Origin of the sequence: Azospirillum lipoferum 4B (assembly GCF_000283655.1) — a bacterium.
GTDB classification, from domain to species: domain Bacteria; phylum Pseudomonadota; class Alphaproteobacteria; order Azospirillales; family Azospirillaceae; genus Azospirillum; species Azospirillum lipoferum_C.
The window spans coordinates 465346-481621 of sequence record NC_016585.1 but is presented as its reverse complement, the minus strand read 5'-3'; the positions used below and the strand labels follow the sequence as shown (position 1 = coordinate 481621).

Below are 16276 nucleotides of genomic sequence, written 5' to 3'. Positions count from 1 at the left end.
GAAAACTCCTCAACACGCGCCGGCAAGCGGAGCGACGCGGAGGGGACGGGGCATTTACGGCCGGTCCGTCGGGTTCCGGTCGGCTCCCTTCGCCGGCATGACCCGGATCAGGTTCGATGGGTGTTGTCTCAGCCCGCGCATCCGCCGATCCGGCATCCGCACAGGCACCCCAGCCGTGAACAGGCGGCGAGAGTGTCGCCGCCGGCCCTGTCCTGTCAAGAACCCAGCCGGCGGCGCGCCACCATGGTTTCACGATGCAGGATATAGAGCCCGCTGCCGATGATGACCATGGCACCGAGCAGCACCGGCGCGGTCGGCAGGTCGCCGAACACCATCCAGCCGAACAGGCTGGCCCAGACCATGCCGGTATATTCGAAGGGCGCCACCACCGCCGGCGGCGCGCGGCGGAAGGCCTGGGTCAGCAGCACCTGCGCCCCCGCACCCAGCACCCCGACCAGCGCCATAAGACCCAGCGCGTCGGCGGTCGGCGCGATCCAGACGGGAACCGTCAGCGCGCCGCTGACCACCGTCGTCGTCAGCAGCAGATAGAGCACGATCGACGCGCTGGTCTCGGTCCGCGACAGGCCGCGCACGGCCAGCGCCGCCAGCGCATAGAACAGCGCGGCGCACAGCCCGACCAGCACCGGCACCAGCGGCGCCCCGGCCGACGGCTGCGCCATCACCACCACGCCGCCAAACCCGACCACCACCGCCACCCAGCGCCGCCAACCCACCGGCTCCCCCAGCAGCGGGGCGGACAGCGCGGTGATGAACAGCGGCCCGGCGAAGCTCAGCACATAGACATCGGCCAGCGGCAGTTCCCGGAACGCATAGAAGAAGCATCCCATGGAGATCAGCCCGGCGAAGGCGCGCCAGACATGCCCCCAGGGCCGCTGCGTCCGCATCGCCGCGATTCCGCCGCCGCGCCACAGGGTGTAGCCGCCCACCAGCAGGAAGGCGACCAGCGAGCGCACGAACATCAACTGCGGCACCGGGTAGCCGGCGGTCAGGAACTTGATCAGCGTGTCCATCGCCGCGAACAGCAGGATCGCGGCCAGGAAGCAGCCGACGGCATAGGGAACCGAATCGGCCTCGGCAGGCAGCAGGTCGGCGGTTTCGGCGTCGGTCATGGGATCGGTTCGGACGGGCAATGGCGGAGGTTGCCCACAATATGGGCAAATCCGCCCGCGTCCCAATGCCGCAACCGCAGGTCTGATAGGCGTGGGATTTTGTTAAGCGTCGGCTGACGGTGCCCCCTCCCTAACCCTCCCCCGCTGGGCGGGGGAGGGGACAAGTGCTTGTTCGGGAAGGCTGCGGCAGTCCCTCCCCCGCCCAGCGGGGGAGGTTAGGTGGGGGCATCCGAAGCCTCCGCCTCACCGCGTCAGCACCATCACCAACCGCTCCACCGGCGTGTCCCCGACCAGATGCGACTCGACGATCTCGTCGATGTCCTCCGGTGTTTCCGGGCGATACCAGATGCCCTCCGGATACACCACCATCAGCGGCCCGGCGGAGCAGAAGCCGAGGCAGCCCGTCATCGCCATGCCCACATCCGTCAGGCCCTTGCCCTGGATTTTCTGGTCCAGCCGCTGCCACAGCGGATGCGCCCCCTTGGCGGCACAGCTGCCGCGCGGATGGCCGGGCGGGCGCTGCTGAGCGCAACAGAAGACATGGTGGCGGAAGGTCTGCGGCAGGTCGAGCGGCATCGGGCATGCTCCATAACCATAATTTCCATATGGGTAAGAAGCATGCCAGAATGCTGCGCTGCGGCAAGACTTTTGTGACGCTTCCAAGTCCTCGCCCCTCTTGGCTTTTCGGCGTGACGAAATGCTTGGTCAGCGGCGGGGTTGCCGGTTAAGACTCCCAGGCAAGGGGCAATCCAGGAGACGCCGGTGCTGCTGAGCGGGTCGGGGAAGGGGCAGCCGGGCGCCGTGCCGGGCTGGGTCGGGTATGCGCTGCTGCCGGTTCTCAACCTCGTCGCGGCCTTCGTGCTGTCGGGGCTGGTGATCCTGGTGATCGGCGAGAATCCGGTGGACGTGCTGTCGCTGTTGGTGACGGAGGCTCTGGGTTACCCGGAGGCCATCGGCTACACCCTTTATTACACCACCAGCTACATCTTCACCGGGCTGGCGGTGGCCATTGCCTTCCATTGCGGGCTGTTCAACATCGGCGGCGAGGGGCAGGCCTATCTGGGCGGGCTCGGCGCCGGGCTGGTGGCGCTGGCGCTGACCGGCTGGCCCTGGCCGGTGGTGGCGCTGCTGGCGATCCTGGCGTCGGCCCTGTTCGGCGCCGCCTGGGCCTTCATCCCGGCCTGGCTGCAGGCCAAGCGCGGCAGCCACATCGTCATCACGACGATCATGTTCAACTTCATCGCCGCGTCGATCATGACCTGGCTGCTGGTGGACGTGCTGATCCGCCCCGGCAGCCAGTCGCCGGAAACACGGGAGTTCGATCCCGGCGTCTGGCTGCCGTCGATGGACCGGGCGCTGGGCTGGATCGGCATCACGATTCCGGCCTCGCCGCTGAACCTGTCCTTCCTGTGGGCGCTGGCCTGCTGCCTTCTGTTCCATCTGTTCCTGCGCCGGACCCGCTGGGGCTACGAGCTGCGCACGGTGGGCCGGAACGAGCGGGCGGCGGTCTATGCCGGCATCTCGCCGGCCCGCAACATCGTCATCGCCATGCTGATTTCCGGCGCGCTTGCCGGCTTCGTCGGCGTGAACGAGATCCTGGGCGTGCAGCACCGGGTGATCCTGAACTTCACCGGCGGTGTCGGCTTCGTCGGCATCGCCGTGGCGCTGATGGGACGCAACCATCCGGTCGGGATCATTCTGGCGGCCTTGCTGTTCGGGGTTCTGGCGCAGGGCGGCGGCCAGCTGTCCTTCGAATACCCCTCGATCAACCGCGAGTTGGTGATGGTGATCCAGGGTCTGGTCATCCTGTTCGCGGGTGCGATGGAAAACCTGTTCAAGCCGCAGGTGGAGGCGCTGTTCCGCCGCCGCGGCGCCGCCGCGGTCGAGACGGGGAGGAGCTGAGCGATGGAGGACGCGCTTCTTCTGGCGTTGCAGCTGCTGGGCGCCACCGTCCGGGTGGCGACGCCGCTGGTGCTGGCGGCCTTCGCCGGCATGTATTGCGAGCGGGCCGGCGTGGTCGACATTGGGCTGGAAGGCAAGATGCTGGCCGGCGCCTTCTTCTCCGCCGCCGTCGCCTCGGCAACCCTCAACCCCTGGCTCGGGCTGCTGGCGGGCATCGCCGCGGGGGTGACGCTGGCGATGGTCCATGGCTTCGCCTGCATCACCCACAACGGCAATCAGGTGGTGTCGGGCATGGCGATCAACATCCTGGTCGCCGGGCTGGCGCCGACGCTGGCCTATGCCTGGTTCCATCAGGGCGGCCAGACCCCGCTTCTGCCCAACCAGGCGCGCATCCCCGCGGTCGATCTGCCGGGAGTGGACGCGCTGGCCGGCGTGCCGGTGCTGGGGCCGATCTATCGCGAGCTGTTCAACGGCAACAACATCCTGATCTGGGTGACGCTGGTCCTGGTGATCGCCACCCATTGGGTGCTCCACCGCTCCCGCTTCGGGCTGCGGCTGCGGGCGGTGGGCGAGAATCCGGCGGCGGTCGACACCGCCGGCCTGTCGGTGGCGACGCTGCGCTATCAGGCGCTGCTGGTGACCGGCGTGCTGACCGGCATGGCGGGGGCCTACCTGTCCACCGGCCATGGCGCCGGCTTCGTCCGCGACATGACCGCCGGCAAGGGCTATCTGGCGCTGGCGGCGCTGATCTTCGGCAAATGGCGGCCGGGGCCGACCCTGTTCGCCTGCCTGCTGTTCGCCTTCACCGACGCGGTGCAGGTGCGGTTGCAGGGCGTCGAGCTGCCGGTGATCGGGGTCATTCCGGTGCAGTTCATCCAGATGCTGCCCTATGTGCTGACCGTGCTGCTGCTGGCCGGCTTCGTCGGCAAGGCCATCGCCCCGAAGGCGAGCGGCATCCCCTATGTCAAGGAGCGCTGAGGCCATGACCGACACGCCCGAGCTGGCACGCCTGATCGAAGCGGCCCGCGTCGCCCGCGAGAACGCCCACGCCCCCTATTCCAAGTTCAAGGTGGGTGCGGCCATCCTCGGCGAATCGGGGCGCATCTTCGCCGGCTGCAATGTGGAGAACGCGGCCTATCCGCAGGGCCAATGCGCGGAATCGAGCGCCATCGGCGCCATGGTGACCGCCGGCGACCGCCGCATCCGCGCCATCGCCGTGATGGGCGGCGAGGCGGGAGCGGAGGAAATCTGCACCCCCTGCGGCGGCTGCCGCCAGCGCATCCGCGAATTCGCCACACTGGAAACGCCGATCCACATCTGCGACCCGGCCGGGCTGCGGCGGACCTTCCCGCTGGAAACCCTGTTGCCGGAATCCTTCGGCCCCACCAATTTAGCCTTCTGAGCGGAGTTTCCCGACATGACCGCAGCCCGCGCCGCCGCGGACATCCTTCACCGTGCCTCCGGCCACCGGCCGCGGGTCGGCATCGTGCTGGGCTCCGGCCTGGGCGGCATCGCCGACCGCATCGCCGATGCGGTCGCCATCCCCTACACCGACATCGCCGGCTTCCCCGTTCCCAGCGTGTCCGGCCATGCCGGGCGGCTGGTGGTCGGGCAACTCGGCGGGGTGGAGGTCGCCTGCATGCAGGGCCGCGTCCACGCCTATGAGGGCAATGGTTTCGACGCGCTGAAAACCGCGGTGCGGGCGCTGAAGCTGGCCGGCTGCGACACGCTGGTTCTGACCGCCGCCGTCGGTTCGCTGCGGCTGGAGGTCGGACCCGGCCGGCTGATGGCGATCAGCGACCATCTGAACCTGCTGGGCGCCAACCCGCTGACCGGCCCGAACGACGAGGCCTTCGGCGAGCGCTTCCCCAGCATGACCGACGCCTGGGACCCGGAGCTTCGCGGCCTGCTGAAGGATGTCGCCGCCGGGCTCGCCATCGATCTGGCGGAGGGCGTCTATGCCGCCTATCCCGGCCCGTCCTTCGAGACGCCGGCCGAGGTGCGGATGATGAAGCTGCTGGGCGCCGACGCGGTCGGCATGTCCACCGTCCCGGAATGCATCGTCGCGCGCCATTGCGGCCTGCGGGTCGTCGGATGCGCCGTCGTCACCAACCTGGGTGTCGGGCTCGGCGACGGACCGGTCGACCATCGCCAGACCCTGACCGCCGCATCGGCGGCAGCCGCCGACCTGGAACGCCTGCTGGTCGGTTTCCTCGAACGCCTGCATGAAAAGGACGGGTCCCGGTCATGAAACTGTCTGCCGACCTGCAAAGCGCGCTCGACGCCAGCGCGAACGCCCCGTCCGACGCCGATCTGGCGCGCCGGGCCGTGGGCATGCTCGACCTCACCAGCCTGAACGGCGACGACAGCGACCGGGTGGTGGAGGCTCTCTGCGCCCGTGCCGTGACGCCCGTCGGGCCGGTCGCCGCGGTCTGCGTCTGGGCGCGCTTCGTGCCCACCGCCCGCAAGGCGCTGGAGGGCACGCCGGTGAAAATCGCCACCGTGGTGAATTTCCCAACCGGCGAGGCCGACGCATCGTCGGTGGCGGCGGAAACCCGGCGCGCCATCGCCGACGGGGCCGACGAGATCGACGTGGTTCTGCCCTACAAGGCCTTCATCGACGGCGCCCGCACCCAGCCGATGAATGTCGTGAAAGCCTGCCGCGAGGCCTGCGCCGACAAGGCCCTGATGAAGGTCATCCTGGAATCGGGCGCCTTCCCCGACGCCGAGCTGCTGGCCTGGGCGGCGCGTGACGCCATCGCCGCCGGTGCCGATTTCCTCAAGACCTCCACCGGCAAGACGCAGCCGGCCGCCACCCTGCCGGCGGCGGCGGTGATGCTCGACAGCATCTATGAATCGGGCAAGACGGTCGGCTTCAAGGCCTCCGGCGGCATCCGCGACGCGGCGGAAGCGGCGCGCTATCTGGCGCTGGCCGACCAAATCCTGGGCGAGGGCTGGGCGACGCCGCAGACCTTCCGCTTCGGCGCCTCCAGCCTGCTCGACGCGCTGCTGGCAGCCGCCGGGCATGGAAAGCGGGAAGGCGAGCGCGAAGCGGCCCCGGCGGGAGGGTACTGAGCAATGCTTCCACAAGAGATCGTCCGCGCCAAGCGCGACGGCCAGCCGCTCGACGCCGCCACCATCCAGGACTTCGTCCGCGGCATCACCGACGGCCGCGTTTCGGAATCCCAGGCCGCGGCCTTCGCCATGGCCGTCTTCTTCCGCGGCATGAGCCTGGACGAGCGGGTGGCGCTGACCCGCGCAATGCGCGATTCCGGCACGGTGATGGAGTGGAAGTCGCTGGGCCTGCCCGGCCCGGTGATCGACAAGCATTCCACCGGCGGCGTCGGCGACAAGGTCAGCCTGATCCTGGCGCCGATGCTGGCCGCCTGCGGCGGATTCGTGCCGATGGTGTCGGGCCGCGGCCTTGGCCACACCGGCGGCACGCTCGACAAGTTCGAGAGCATCCCCGGCTACCGCGCCAAGCCAGACAACGAGCTGCTGCGCCAGGTGGTGAAGGAGGTCGGCTGCGCGGTGATCGGCGCCACCGACGACATCGCCCCGGCCGACAAGCGCCTTTACGCCATCCGCGACGTGACGGCGACGGTGGAGTCGCTCGACCTCATCACCGCGTCGATCCTGTCGAAGAAGCTCGCCGCCGGGCTGGACGCGCTGGTGATGGACGTGAAGTTCGGCACCGGCGCCTTCATGCAGCGATTCGAGGATGCCGAGGCGCTGGCGGACAGCATCGTCACCGTGTCGATGGGCGCCGGCCTGCCGGCGGTCGCCCTGCTGACCGACATGAACGAGGTGCTGGGCCGCAGCGCCGGCAACGCGCTGGAGATGCGCGAATGCCTCGCCATCCTGCGCGGCGAGGCGGCCGACCCGCGGCTCTATGAAGTGACGGCGGCGCTGGCAGCGGATCTGCTGGCGCTTGCCGGGCTGGCGCCGGACGCCGCGGCGGGACGGGTCATGGCCGACCGCTCCATCGCCAGCGGCGCGGCAGCGGAGCGCTTCGCCCGCATGGTGGCGGCGCTGGGCGGACCGGCCGATTTGCTGGAGCAGCCGGACCGCCATCTGGAAAGCGCGCCCATCGTCCGCCCGGTCTTCGCCGAGCGCGCCGGCTTCGTCGGCGCCATCGACACCCGCGGAGTCGGCATGGCGGTGGTGGCGCTGGGAGGTGGCCGGACCAAGACCACCGACGCCATCGACTTCGCCGTCGGCTTCGACGACGTCGCCGGGCTGGGCGACGCGGTGGGTCCCGGAGAGCGGCCGCTGGCGATCCTGCACGCCCGCACGGAGGCGCAGGCCGAGGAGGCGGAACGCCGCCTGAAGGCGTCGGTCACGGTGACGGACGCCGCACCGGAGCGGGGGCCGCTGATCGCTAAGCGTCTGGGGTGAAGGATAACGCCCTCTCCCGCCCCGGGAGAGGGAGGGGACCCGCGCCGTCAGGCGTGGGGAGGGTGAGGGGCTATCCGAACATGGACCTGATCCTTGGATCACCCCTCACCCTTCCCAAGCTCCGCTTGGGCCCCTTCCCTCTCCCGGGGCGGGAGAGGGAGGATTATCCGCAACCTAACGCCGGAACAGGAACTCGCGGCCGACCTTCACGCGGCGTTCGCCGTCATACTCGATGATGTCGGCGGTGGCGTAGGTCTCGGTCCAGCGTTCGGGCAGGTAGCTGCCGGTGCCGATCACGTCCACCGGGGCGTTGGCCTCCGCCATCAGGCGGCACTTGGCCGGGCCGAAGCCGCTGCTGGCGACGATCTTCACCGCCGGGAAGCCGGCCTCGTCCAGCCTTTCGCGCACGTAATGGATCGCCGCCGCCGACACGCCGGTGCCGATCAGGTAGCGCAGCTGCGTCTCGTCGCGATAGCCGCGGATGGCGTGCGGCGCATGGCGCTCCAGCACGGCGTAGGAGCCGGGCGGGTCCAGCCCCTCGACGAAGCGCCCGCCGGAGGTGTCGAGCCGCAGCGCCAGCTTGCCCTGGGCGGCGAGCTGCGGGAAGCGGCGGCAGACCTCCAGCCCGTCGGTGATCTCGCGGCCGAAATAATCGACCAGCACGGTCAGCGACAGGTCGGGGAAGGTCTCGTGGAACATCTCCGCCGCGCGCACGGTCGAGCCGGCATAGCCGATCAGGGCATGGGGCATGGTGCCCATCCCCTTCTCCTGCCCGAAATAGGGGGCGGTGGCGTCGGTGGCATTGCCGATGAAGCCCTTGGCCCCGACCTTGCGCTTGGCCCGGTCCGAGCCGACGGAGGCGGCATAGGCCATCATCTCCGCCATTTCCGTCCCGGCGCAGTGGCGCGCATCCATGGCAAGGAAGGCGACCTTCGGCAGGTCGGCGCACATGGTGAAGGCGTTGTAGGCCGCGACGCTTGCCGGCCCCAGCTTCTGCAGGAGGATCGTCTCGCAATCGACCAGATGATAGAAGGAGCCGGTGACATACATGATCGGCTCGCCGGCGCCGACCCATTTTCCCTCGGGGTAGTTCAGCTCGATCTGGAACGTCGTGTTGCGCTCGCGCGCCACCGCCTCCAGCCAGTCCACCGCCAGGCGCGGGGCGCAGACCACCGGACGCCGCATGAAGATGGCGTAGGTCACGGTCTTGTCGCCGAACTTGCCCACCGCTTCCCTGGTGCGGCGGAAATAGGTGTCCGTCCAGTCGGGGACCTGGGCGGAGGTCGGGTTGAGGGCGGTCGGCCCTTTGCCGGCCATCCCGCTTCCCGCTGCCCGGCTGCCAACTGATCGGTTGTCGGTGCTGCTCATACCGGTAACCCTCGCCTTTCGTCCCTGTCCCCGCCGGTGTCTGCGCATGGCATTGCGACGCTTCGTTCTGGATGGCCCGGCCGCCGGACAGGACAGCCGGCCGGTTGTGTTGGAATCCCAGCATTATACGCCCCGGGCAGGCGGGGGAAGAGGCTTCCCATCCTGCCAACCGGTAACGGATGGCAGAGTTGCATTTTCCGACGGGAATTCCGCTGCCGGCATTCCTGGCATACAGGTCAAATGCTCATGAAATCACCCCGCTGCTGCCGCAATCGTTGGCGCCCTTCGCCTGCCGTATTCATAGAAAAACCAGATCAAATACCATTATTTGACCTGCCACTTCCGCGCTTTTAAAGTCGTCCTACAGGCTTCGATCGCAACAGGGCGGCTGCACGGAATGGCGAACACGACCGCGACCGCCGAATCGGCTTCGCCCGCCCTGCCCTCCTTCGATGGGACGGGGAACCGGATCGTTCTGGTGCTGATCGGATTGATGCTCGCCTTCGCCGGCGCCGGGGTCGGCGGTGCGCTGCTGCTGCGCCCGGCCCCCGCCCAGGGCGCCTTCGCCGCGCACCGAATCGACGCCGCTCCGGCCCCGGCGGTCTATGCCGTCCTGCCCACCCTGACCCTCACCCTGAACGACGGCCGCCGCCTGCAGGAATTGCGGCTGCGCGCGGTGCTGGAGTTCGACCCGGCGACGCCGCTGGAAACGGTCACCCCGCACCTGCCGCGCATCGCCGACGCCATCAGCCGGCGCCTGCTGGAGGCCGATCCGGCCGAACTGCGCGGCGCCGACGGGCCGGTCTATATCAAGGATGCGCTGCGCCACGTCGCCAACAAGACCATGCGGCCGCTGAAGCTTCGGCAAGTGCTGATCCAGGATATGCTGCTGCGCTGACGGCGCGCTTCCCAACGCCCCTCGCCTCCCCATATCCTGCCCGACCACATCCGGCAGGCCCGCGACCGTTCGCGGGACCCGTTCGTGGCGTTCAAGCGTCAAGTTGCGGAAGGAGACGGCCGTGGCCGAGTTCGATTTCGACCTCTTCACCATCGGGGCGGGGTCCGGGGGCGTCGCCGCAAGCCGGCGCGCCGCGTCCTACGGCGCGAAGGTCGCGATCTGCGAAGGCAGCCGCGTCGGCGGCACCTGCGTGATCCGCGGCTGCGTGCCGAAGAAGCTGCTGGTCTACGCCGCCCAGTTCCGCGACGGTTTCGAGGATTCCTGCGGCTATGGCTGGAACTCCCACACGCCGGCCTTCGACTGGGAAACGCTGATCTCGCGCAAGGACCGCGAGATCGACCGGTTGAACGGCATCTACATCACCATGCTGAAGAACTCCGGCGTGACCCTGTATGAGGGGTTCGGCCGGATCGTCGACCGCCATACGGTGGAGGTCGACGGCAAGCGCTACACCGCCCGCAACATCCTGATCGCCACCGGCGGCTGGCCGTCGCTGCCGCCGATCGAGGGGATCGAGCTCGCCGCGACCTCCAACGAGGCGCTTCACCTCGAAAAGCTCCCCCATTCCGTGCTGATCGTCGGCGGCGGCTACATCGCCGTGGAATTCGCCAGCATCTTCCGCGGGCTGGGCTCCGAAGTGACGCTGATGATCCGCGGCGACGAGTTGCTGAACGGGTTCGACGACGACATCCGCGTCGCCCTGGCGCAGGAGATGCGCAAGCGCGGCATCAACATCGTTTCGCGCTGCAAGCCGGTAAAGCTGGAAAAGGGGGCCGGCGGCTATACCCTGACCGACCATATGGGCCGCGAGCATTCGGCGGGGCTGGTTATGGCCGCCACCGGCCGGCGCCCCAACACGAAGAATCTCGGCCTGGAAGAGGTCGGCATCACGCTGAACGAGGCCGGCGCGATTCCGGTCGACGACTGGTCGCGCACCAGCGTGGACAGCATCTATGCCATCGGCGACGTCACCGACCGCATGGCGCTGACCCCCATCGCCATCGCCGAGGGCCGTGCGCTGGCCGAGACGCTGTTCAACGACAACCCCATGCATATCGGCTACGACAATGTGCCGACCGCGGTGTTCTCGCTGCCGCCGCTCGGCACCGTCGGGCTGACGGAGATGCAGGCCCGCGCCAGATACCCGCAGGTCGACATCTACAAGGCCGGCTTCCGCCCGATGAAGCATACCCTGTCCGGCCGGGACGAGCGGGTGCTGATGAAGCTGGTGGTCGACGGCGAGAGCCAGCGCGTGCTGGGTTGCCACATGATGGGCATGGACGCGCCGGAAATGATGCAGCCGCTGGCCATCGCGCTGAACTGCGGCGCCACCAAGCGCGACTTCGACCGAACCATCGCGCTCCATCCCTCCACCTCGGAGGAATTCGTGCTGATGCGCGAAAAGGCGGAGCCGGAAAAGAAGATCTGAGCGGCCCGGCGCCCCGGTCCCTGCATCCGAATGCAAGGCCGGGGCGCTGATTTTCCTTCCCCGGCGGCAGACCGGCGAAGAGGCTGGACTTCTCTCGAATGCAATTCCTAAAGTGCCCCGATATAAGACTTTATCGGGAGTTTGTTTGCAAATGCGCGGAATTTTGGCGGCGTTCGCCGGCATGGCTGTCCTGGCGTCGGTCGCAACGGCCCAGGCCGACACGAAGATCGGCGTTTGGACCGTGCAGCTCGACAAGGACTGCGCGATCTCCCAGGAATGGAAGACGGACAGCAAGGACACCGCCGGCGTGGGGCTTGCCTACACCAACCAGGGACAGGCCATGGTGATGGTGTTCCGGGACACCGGTTGGAAACTGAAGGAGAAGGAGACGCTGTCCATCTCCCTGGCGGTCGACAAGTCATGGAGCGAGAAGGTCCAGGGCGTCGCCGTCGACAGCACGATGGCCGCCGTCGGCCTGCCCGCCTCCGCCACCGCGATCAACGCGCTGATGAACGGCAATGAACTGTACATGGAGATGGATGGGAAGAGCGACGATTACGCCTACACCTATTATCTCGACGACACCCGCAAGGCGATTTCGGCACTCGACGCCTGCCGCGCGCAGGCCAAGTAAGGCTTGCCGCAGAGCGGTTAAAGGATGGCGGAGGCCGGCAGAATGCCGGTCCCCGTCTCCCACGCCCCTTCCAGCCCAGCCAGTACACACCGGTCGATATAATACGCCGGCGCAGGACGATCTTCTGGAACGCTTCCAAAGTCTCCCGGTTGAGGACGGGTGAGCGATCCGGAACGGCCCCTCCTGCTGGTTTCCCCTGCATCCCCGGCGATGGGCCGGTCCGGATTTCTCCGATCCTCGGCCCCCGCCAGGCGGGCCATCAGACGCAGGAGGAGTCCCTCGCATGTTCATGCACAACAAAAAGCTCATGTACACGGTGCGCGTGTCGGAGCCCAACCCGGTGCTCGCCAGCCTGATGCTGGAACAGTTCGGCGGCCCGCAGGGTGAACTCGCCGCGGCCATGCGCTACTTCACCCAGGGTCTCGCCGACGAGGATCCGGGCCGCAAGGACATGCTGATCGACATCGCGACCGAGGAACTGAGCCACCTGGAAGTGATCGGCTCCATCGTCGCCATGCTGACCAAGGGCGCCAAGGGCAAGCTGGCCGAGGGGGCGGAGGAAACCACCGACCTCTATGCCAACATCACCCAGGGCAACGGCAGCCACACCCTGTCGCTTCTGTATGGCGGCGGCCCGGCCCTGGTGAACTCGGCCGGACAGCTGTGGACCGGCGGCTACATCGACAGCATCGGCGAGCCGACGGCCGACCTGCGTTCCAACATCGCGGCGGAAGCGCGCGCCAAGATCATCTACGAGCGCCTGATCAACGTCACCAACGATCCGGGCGTGAAGGATGCGCTGGGCTTCCTGATGACCCGCGAAGTCGCCCACCAGAAGAGCTTCGAGAAGGCGCTGTACGCCATCGACAACAACTTCCCGCCGGGCAAGCTGCCGGGCAAGCCGGAATATACCGACAAGTACTACAACATGAGCCAGGGCGAAGGCGACATGCGCGGCCCCTGGAACCAGGGCACCCAGTGGGAGTTCGTGGACATCAAGGGAACCGACGCCCCGGTCAACGGCGGCGACGGCAACCCGACGGTCAAGCTGGCCGCATCCGAAATGGCCGCGGTCAACGCGGTGGCCGCCCGCACCATGTCCAAGCCCGACGCCGATCCGATCACCGGCGCCGACCTGGGCGCCGGGCCGGGCGCCGGCAAGACCAAGACCACCACCGGGGGCTGACCACTCCCTTGAGCGGCGCATGCCGAGAAAGCCCCTCTCCCCTCGCGGGAGAGGGGTTGGGGTGAGGGGTCGCAAATCCATAACTCCCAGCGGGCTGCGGCCGTCGCCCCCCTCATCCCAACCCTTCTCCCGCAAGGGGAGAAGGGCATCCGTGATGGAGCGTGCCTGCTGGAGCTGTAAACCATAGTGCCAGTTACTGCGCGGGGACGGCGCTCTCCCGGTCCCGGCGGTGCAGACCCATCAGCCAGACCAGCAGGCACAGCGCCGGCAGGGCGCCGGCCATCGACAGCAAAAAGAAGCCGATCCAGTCCATCCGCTCCGCCAGCCAGCCGGACGAGGCGCCGAACAGGTCGCCGCCCAGCTTGTAGAAGCTCGACAGCAGCGCGTACTGGGTCGCCGTGTAGGCGACGTTGCACAGCCCCGACAGATAGGCGACGAAGGCCGCGGTGGCGATGCCGCCGCAGACATTGTCGATCACCACCGTCACCGCCAGGATCGAGACGTCATGGCCGGTCCAGGCCAGCAGGACATAGCCCAGGTTCGACACCATCTGCAGGATGCCGCCGATCATCAGGCCGCGCAGCACCCCGACCTTGCCGACCAGAAGCCCGCCCAGCAGCCCGCCGGCGATGGTCGCCCACAGGCCGAACAGCTTGCCGACCGTGGCGATCTCCGACTTCGTGAATCCCAGGCTGATGTAGAAGGTCGACGACATCTGGCCGGCCAGCACCTCCCCCAGCTTGTAGCTGGCGATGAAGGCCAGGATCAGCACCCAGGCGCGCCGCTCCATGAACTGCAGGAAGGGCGCCACCACTGCGCCATAGAGCCAGGCGAGCGCCACCGCGCTGCGGCCCGACAGGTGCGGCCGGCGCGCCAGCCACTCGGCGATCAGCCTTTCGCGGGCGCTGGGCGGCGGCTCCTTCGGTTCGCGGCACAGCAGGATGGTCGCCATCCCCACCAGCACCAGCGCCGCCATCGCCTCATAGGCCGTGCGCCAGCCATAGGCCTCCGCAATGAACAGGGCGCCCGCCCCTGCCGCCATCAGGCCGAAACGATAGCCCAGCACCAGCACCGCGGCACCGGCGCCCTGCTGGTGCTCCTCCAGCACCTCGACGCGGTAGGCGTCGACGACGATGTCCTGGCTGGCCGAGCAGAAGGCGACCAGCACCGCGCACAGGGCGGTCCACCACAGATCCTGTCCGGGATCGGTGGTGCCCAGCCCCAGCAATGCCGCGATCAGCGCTGCCTGTGCCGTCAGCGCCCAGCCGCGCCGCCGCCCGAACAGCCGCGTCATCACCGGCAGCCTCATGCGGTCGATCAGCGGCGCCCACAGGAACTTCAGCGCATAGGGCATGGTGACCAGCGCGAACAGGCCGATGTTGGTCCGGCTGACGCCTTCCTCGGTCAGCCAGACACTCAGCGTGGCCCCGGTCAGCGCCAGCGGCAGCCCTTCGGCAAAGCCCAGGAACAGGATCGCCAGCACGCGCGGGTCGCGGTAGACCGCCAGGGCCTGCCCCCAGGAGGACAGGCGATTTGCCCGCCAGGATGTCGCTTTCACCAAAATGGCTCCTCTCGGGCAATGATTGAGGCCAATGATCGGGGGGCGGTGACCGGTTGCCCCGATGTATAAAGGGCGCAAGCCCCCGCCGCCAGCGGCGCCGACGCGAACTTCCTTTCATCTGAAATCACTCCCGGTGGCGGAGCGTCGGGTGCCGCGGCACAGCATTGCCGGCAGCCGGGCCGAAACTGTGGAAAAGTTACCGCGAGTCGCGCTATAGAGTACCCCCCAACGGGATTCGCCGCCGGTCGTTCGCCGCCCGCCCGGCCCCCGTTCCGCAATCGTCAAGGAAGAGCAGGCGCGTCATGGTCGAGCGTTGGACACCCGCCAGTTGGAAGACGAAACCGGCGAAGCAGTTGCCGACTTATCCCGACCAGTCCAAGGTCGAGGCGGTCGAGCAACGTCTGTCCTCCTATCCGCCGCTGGTCTTTGCTGGCGAAGCCCGCCGGCTGAAGGCCAAGCTGGCCGAGGCCGCTGCCGGCCAGGCCTTCCTGCTGCAGGGCGGCGACTGCGCCGAGAGCTTCGCCGAGTTCCACCCCAACAACATCCGCGATACCTTCCGCGTCCTGCTGCAGATGGCCGTGGTGCTGACCTTCGGCGCCTCGATCCCGGTCATCAAGGTCGGCCGCATGGCCGGCCAGTTCGCCAAGCCGCGGTCGGCCGACATGGAAGACATCGGCGGGGTCGAGCTGCCGTCCTACCGCGGCGACATCATCAACGGCTTCGATTTCACCAGCGAGGCCCGCGTTCCCGATCCGGAGCGCATGATGCAGGCCTACACCCAGGCCGCCGCGACGCTGAACCTGCTGCGCGCCTTCGCCCAGGGCGGTTACGCCGACCTGCACAAGGTCCATCAGTGGACGCTGAGCTTCGTCGAGAAGTCGCCGGCCGGCGAGCATTTCCAGGAGCTGGCCACCCGCCTGGACGAGGCGCTGGCCTTCATGGCCGCCTGCGGCATCACCGCGGAGACGACGCCGCAGATCCGCGAGACCGACTTCTTCACCAGCCACGAGGCGCTGCTGCTGCCGTTCGAGCAGGCGCTGACCCGCGTCGACAGCACCACCGGCGACTGGTACGACGTGTCCGCCCACATGCTGTGGATCGGCGACCGCACCCGCCAACCCGACGGCGCCCATGTCGAGTTCCTGCGCGGGGTGAAGAACCCGATCGGCCTGAAATGCGGCCCGACCACCGACCCGGACGAGCTGATCCGCCTGATCGACATCCTGAACCCGACCAACGAGGCCGGGCGCCTGACGCTGATCGTGCGCATGGGCTCCGACAAGGTGGCGGAGAAGTTCCCGCCGCTGCTGCGCAAGGTTCAGCGCGAAGGCCGCACGGTGGTGTGGTCCTGCGACCCGATGCATGGCAACACGGTGAAGTCGACCACGGGCTACAAGACCCGGCCCGTGGACCGCGTGCTGGCCGAGGCGCGCGGCTTCTTCGAGGTGCATCAGGCCGAAGGCACCCATGCCGGCGGCGTGCATTTCGAGCTGACCGGCCAGGACGTGACGGAGTGCACCGGCGGCGCCCAGGCGATCACCGACCACAATCTGGCGCTCCGCTACCACACCGCCTGCGACCCGCGCCTGAACGCCAGCCAGTCGCTGGAGCTGGCCTTCCTGCTGGCTGAAAAGCTGAAGGAAGGCCGCCAGTCGCGCGACGCCCAGCGCCGCGCCGCCGTGGCGGCCGAGTGATAGGGGCAGAGTGATT

The 16276-nt window shown here is 68.3% G+C and carries 15 protein-coding genes and 1 riboswitch; of the genes, 11 read left to right on the top strand and 4 right to left on the bottom strand.

Features of this window, described 5'->3' with window-relative positions:
• Nucleotides 1-67 precede the first annotated feature (67 nt).
• Nucleotides 68-182: riboswitch (TPP riboswitch) on the bottom strand.
• A gap of 33 nt (nt 183-215) precedes the next feature.
• Nucleotides 216-1130, bottom strand: coding sequence for a DMT family transporter (locus AZOLI_RS15995; RefSeq protein WP_014188204.1), 915 nt, complete (start codon nt 1128-1130; stop codon nt 216-218).
• Between the two features lie 243 nt (nt 1131-1373).
• Complete coding sequence (locus tag AZOLI_RS15990; RefSeq protein ID WP_014188203.1) at nt 1374-1706, bottom strand: (2Fe-2S) ferredoxin domain-containing protein; 333 nt, start codon at nt 1704-1706, stop codon at nt 1374-1376.
• Between the two features lie 186 nt (nt 1707-1892).
• Here AZOLI_RS15990 and AZOLI_RS15985 point away from each other — a divergent pair, with 186 nt between their 5' ends.
• Genes AZOLI_RS15985 through deoA form a run of 6 tightly spaced genes read left to right on the top strand, consistent with a single transcriptional unit; the run spans nt 1893 to nt 7430 of the window.
• Entirely contained in the window at nt 1893-3032 is a 1140-nt protein-coding gene (locus tag AZOLI_RS15985) for an ABC transporter permease (RefSeq protein ID WP_014188202.1), read from the top strand.
• A 3-nt stretch (nt 3033-3035) separates the two neighbouring features.
• Complete coding sequence (locus AZOLI_RS15980; RefSeq protein WP_014188201.1) at nt 3036-4010, top strand: ABC transporter permease; 975 nt, start codon at nt 3036-3038, stop codon at nt 4008-4010.
• Nucleotides 4011-4014: 4 nt separating this feature from the next.
• Nucleotides 4015-4434, top strand: a complete 420-nt coding sequence (cdd, locus tag AZOLI_RS15975) for a cytidine deaminase (protein WP_014188200.1) — start codon at nt 4015-4017, stop codon at nt 4432-4434.
• 15 nt (nt 4435-4449) lie between these two features.
• The gene (locus tag AZOLI_RS15970) at nt 4450-5283 is read left to right on the top strand and encodes a purine-nucleoside phosphorylase (protein WP_014188199.1); all 834 of its coding nucleotides are present in this window, start codon (nt 4450-4452) and stop codon (nt 5281-5283) included.
• Nucleotides 5280-6107 (top strand): deoxyribose-phosphate aldolase, encoded by an 828-nt coding sequence (gene deoC / locus AZOLI_RS15965; RefSeq protein ID WP_014188198.1) that lies wholly within the window; start codon nt 5280-5282, stop codon nt 6105-6107. Before AZOLI_RS15970 ends, deoC begins: the two co-directional genes overlap by 4 nt.
• 3 nt (nt 6108-6110) lie before the next feature.
• Nucleotides 6111-7430: a thymidine phosphorylase gene (gene deoA, locus AZOLI_RS15960; protein ID WP_014188197.1), complete on the top strand. Its 1320-nt coding sequence runs from the start codon at nt 6111-6113 to the stop codon at nt 7428-7430.
• Nucleotides 7431-7604: 174 nt separating this feature from the next.
• Here the strand turns inward: deoA and AZOLI_RS15955 are convergent, their stop codons facing one another.
• Nucleotides 7605-8747, bottom strand: coding sequence for a nicotinate phosphoribosyltransferase (locus tag AZOLI_RS15955; protein WP_014188196.1), 1143 nt, complete (start codon nt 8745-8747; stop codon nt 7605-7607).
• A 448-nt stretch (nt 8748-9195) separates the two neighbouring features.
• Between AZOLI_RS15955 and AZOLI_RS15950 the strand changes: the two genes are divergently transcribed.
• The 4 genes from AZOLI_RS15950 (at nt 9196) to AZOLI_RS15935 (ending at nt 13005) form a co-directional block, all read left to right on the top strand.
• Complete coding sequence (locus AZOLI_RS15950) at nt 9196-9696, top strand: flagellar basal body-associated FliL family protein (RefSeq protein WP_014188195.1); 501 nt, start codon at nt 9196-9198, stop codon at nt 9694-9696.
• A gap of 121 nt (nt 9697-9817) precedes the next feature.
• Nucleotides 9818-11185: a glutathione-disulfide reductase gene (gene gor, locus AZOLI_RS15945; protein ID WP_014188194.1), complete on the top strand. Its 1368-nt coding sequence runs from the start codon at nt 9818-9820 to the stop codon at nt 11183-11185.
• Nucleotides 11186-11336: 151 nt separating this feature from the next.
• A complete protein-coding gene (locus AZOLI_RS15940; RefSeq protein WP_014188193.1) occupies nt 11337-11819 on the top strand; it encodes a hypothetical protein in 483 nt (160 codons plus the stop codon).
• Nucleotides 11820-12102: 283 nt separating this feature from the next.
• The gene (locus AZOLI_RS15935) at nt 12103-13005 is read left to right on the top strand and encodes a manganese catalase family protein (RefSeq protein ID WP_014188192.1); all 903 of its coding nucleotides are present in this window, start codon (nt 12103-12105) and stop codon (nt 13003-13005) included.
• A 193-nt stretch (nt 13006-13198) separates the two neighbouring features.
• On the opposite strand, the gene AZOLI_RS15930 is transcribed toward AZOLI_RS15935, so the two are convergent.
• Nucleotides 13199-14563: an AmpG family muropeptide MFS transporter gene (locus AZOLI_RS15930; RefSeq protein ID WP_162488222.1), complete on the bottom strand. Its 1365-nt coding sequence runs from the start codon at nt 14561-14563 to the stop codon at nt 13199-13201.
• Nucleotides 14564-14868: 305 nt separating this feature from the next.
• Here AZOLI_RS15930 and AZOLI_RS15925 point away from each other — a divergent pair, with 305 nt between their 5' ends.
• A complete protein-coding gene (locus AZOLI_RS15925) occupies nt 14869-16260 on the top strand; it encodes a class II 3-deoxy-7-phosphoheptulonate synthase (protein ID WP_014188190.1) in 1392 nt (463 codons plus the stop codon).
• Nucleotides 16261-16276 lie beyond the last annotated feature (16 nt).

Bases quoted from the DNA above. Each gene is read 5' to 3' on its own strand.
- AZOLI_RS15995 (WP_014188204.1), bottom strand. From the start codon at position 1,130: ATGACCGACGCCGAAACCGCCGACCTGCTGCCTGCCGAGGCCGATTCG.
- AZOLI_RS15990 (WP_014188203.1), bottom strand. From the start codon at position 1,706: ATGCCGCTCGACCTGCCGCAGACCTTCCGCCACCATGTCTTCTGTTGC.
- AZOLI_RS15980 (WP_014188201.1), top strand. From the start codon at position 3,036: ATGGAGGACGCGCTTCTTCTGGCGTTGCAGCTGCTGGGCGCCACCGTC.
- cdd (WP_014188200.1), top strand. From the start codon at position 4,015: ATGACCGACACGCCCGAGCTGGCACGCCTGATCGAAGCGGCCCGCGTC.
- AZOLI_RS15970 (WP_014188199.1), top strand. From the start codon at position 4,450: ATGACCGCAGCCCGCGCCGCCGCGGACATCCTTCACCGTGCCTCCGGC.
- deoC (WP_014188198.1), top strand. From the start codon at position 5,280: ATGAAACTGTCTGCCGACCTGCAAAGCGCGCTCGACGCCAGCGCGAAC.
- deoA (WP_014188197.1), top strand. From the start codon at position 6,111: ATGCTTCCACAAGAGATCGTCCGCGCCAAGCGCGACGGCCAGCCGCTC.
- AZOLI_RS15955 (WP_014188196.1), bottom strand. From the start codon at position 8,747: ATGGCCGGCAAAGGGCCGACCGCCCTCAACCCGACCTCCGCCCAGGTC.
- AZOLI_RS15950 (WP_014188195.1), top strand. From the start codon at position 9,196: ATGGCGAACACGACCGCGACCGCCGAATCGGCTTCGCCCGCCCTGCCC.
- AZOLI_RS15940 (WP_014188193.1), top strand. From the start codon at position 11,337: ATGCGCGGAATTTTGGCGGCGTTCGCCGGCATGGCTGTCCTGGCGTCG.
- AZOLI_RS15935 (WP_014188192.1), top strand. From the start codon at position 12,103: ATGTTCATGCACAACAAAAAGCTCATGTACACGGTGCGCGTGTCGGAG.
- AZOLI_RS15925 (WP_014188190.1), top strand. From the start codon at position 14,869: ATGGTCGAGCGTTGGACACCCGCCAGTTGGAAGACGAAACCGGCGAAG.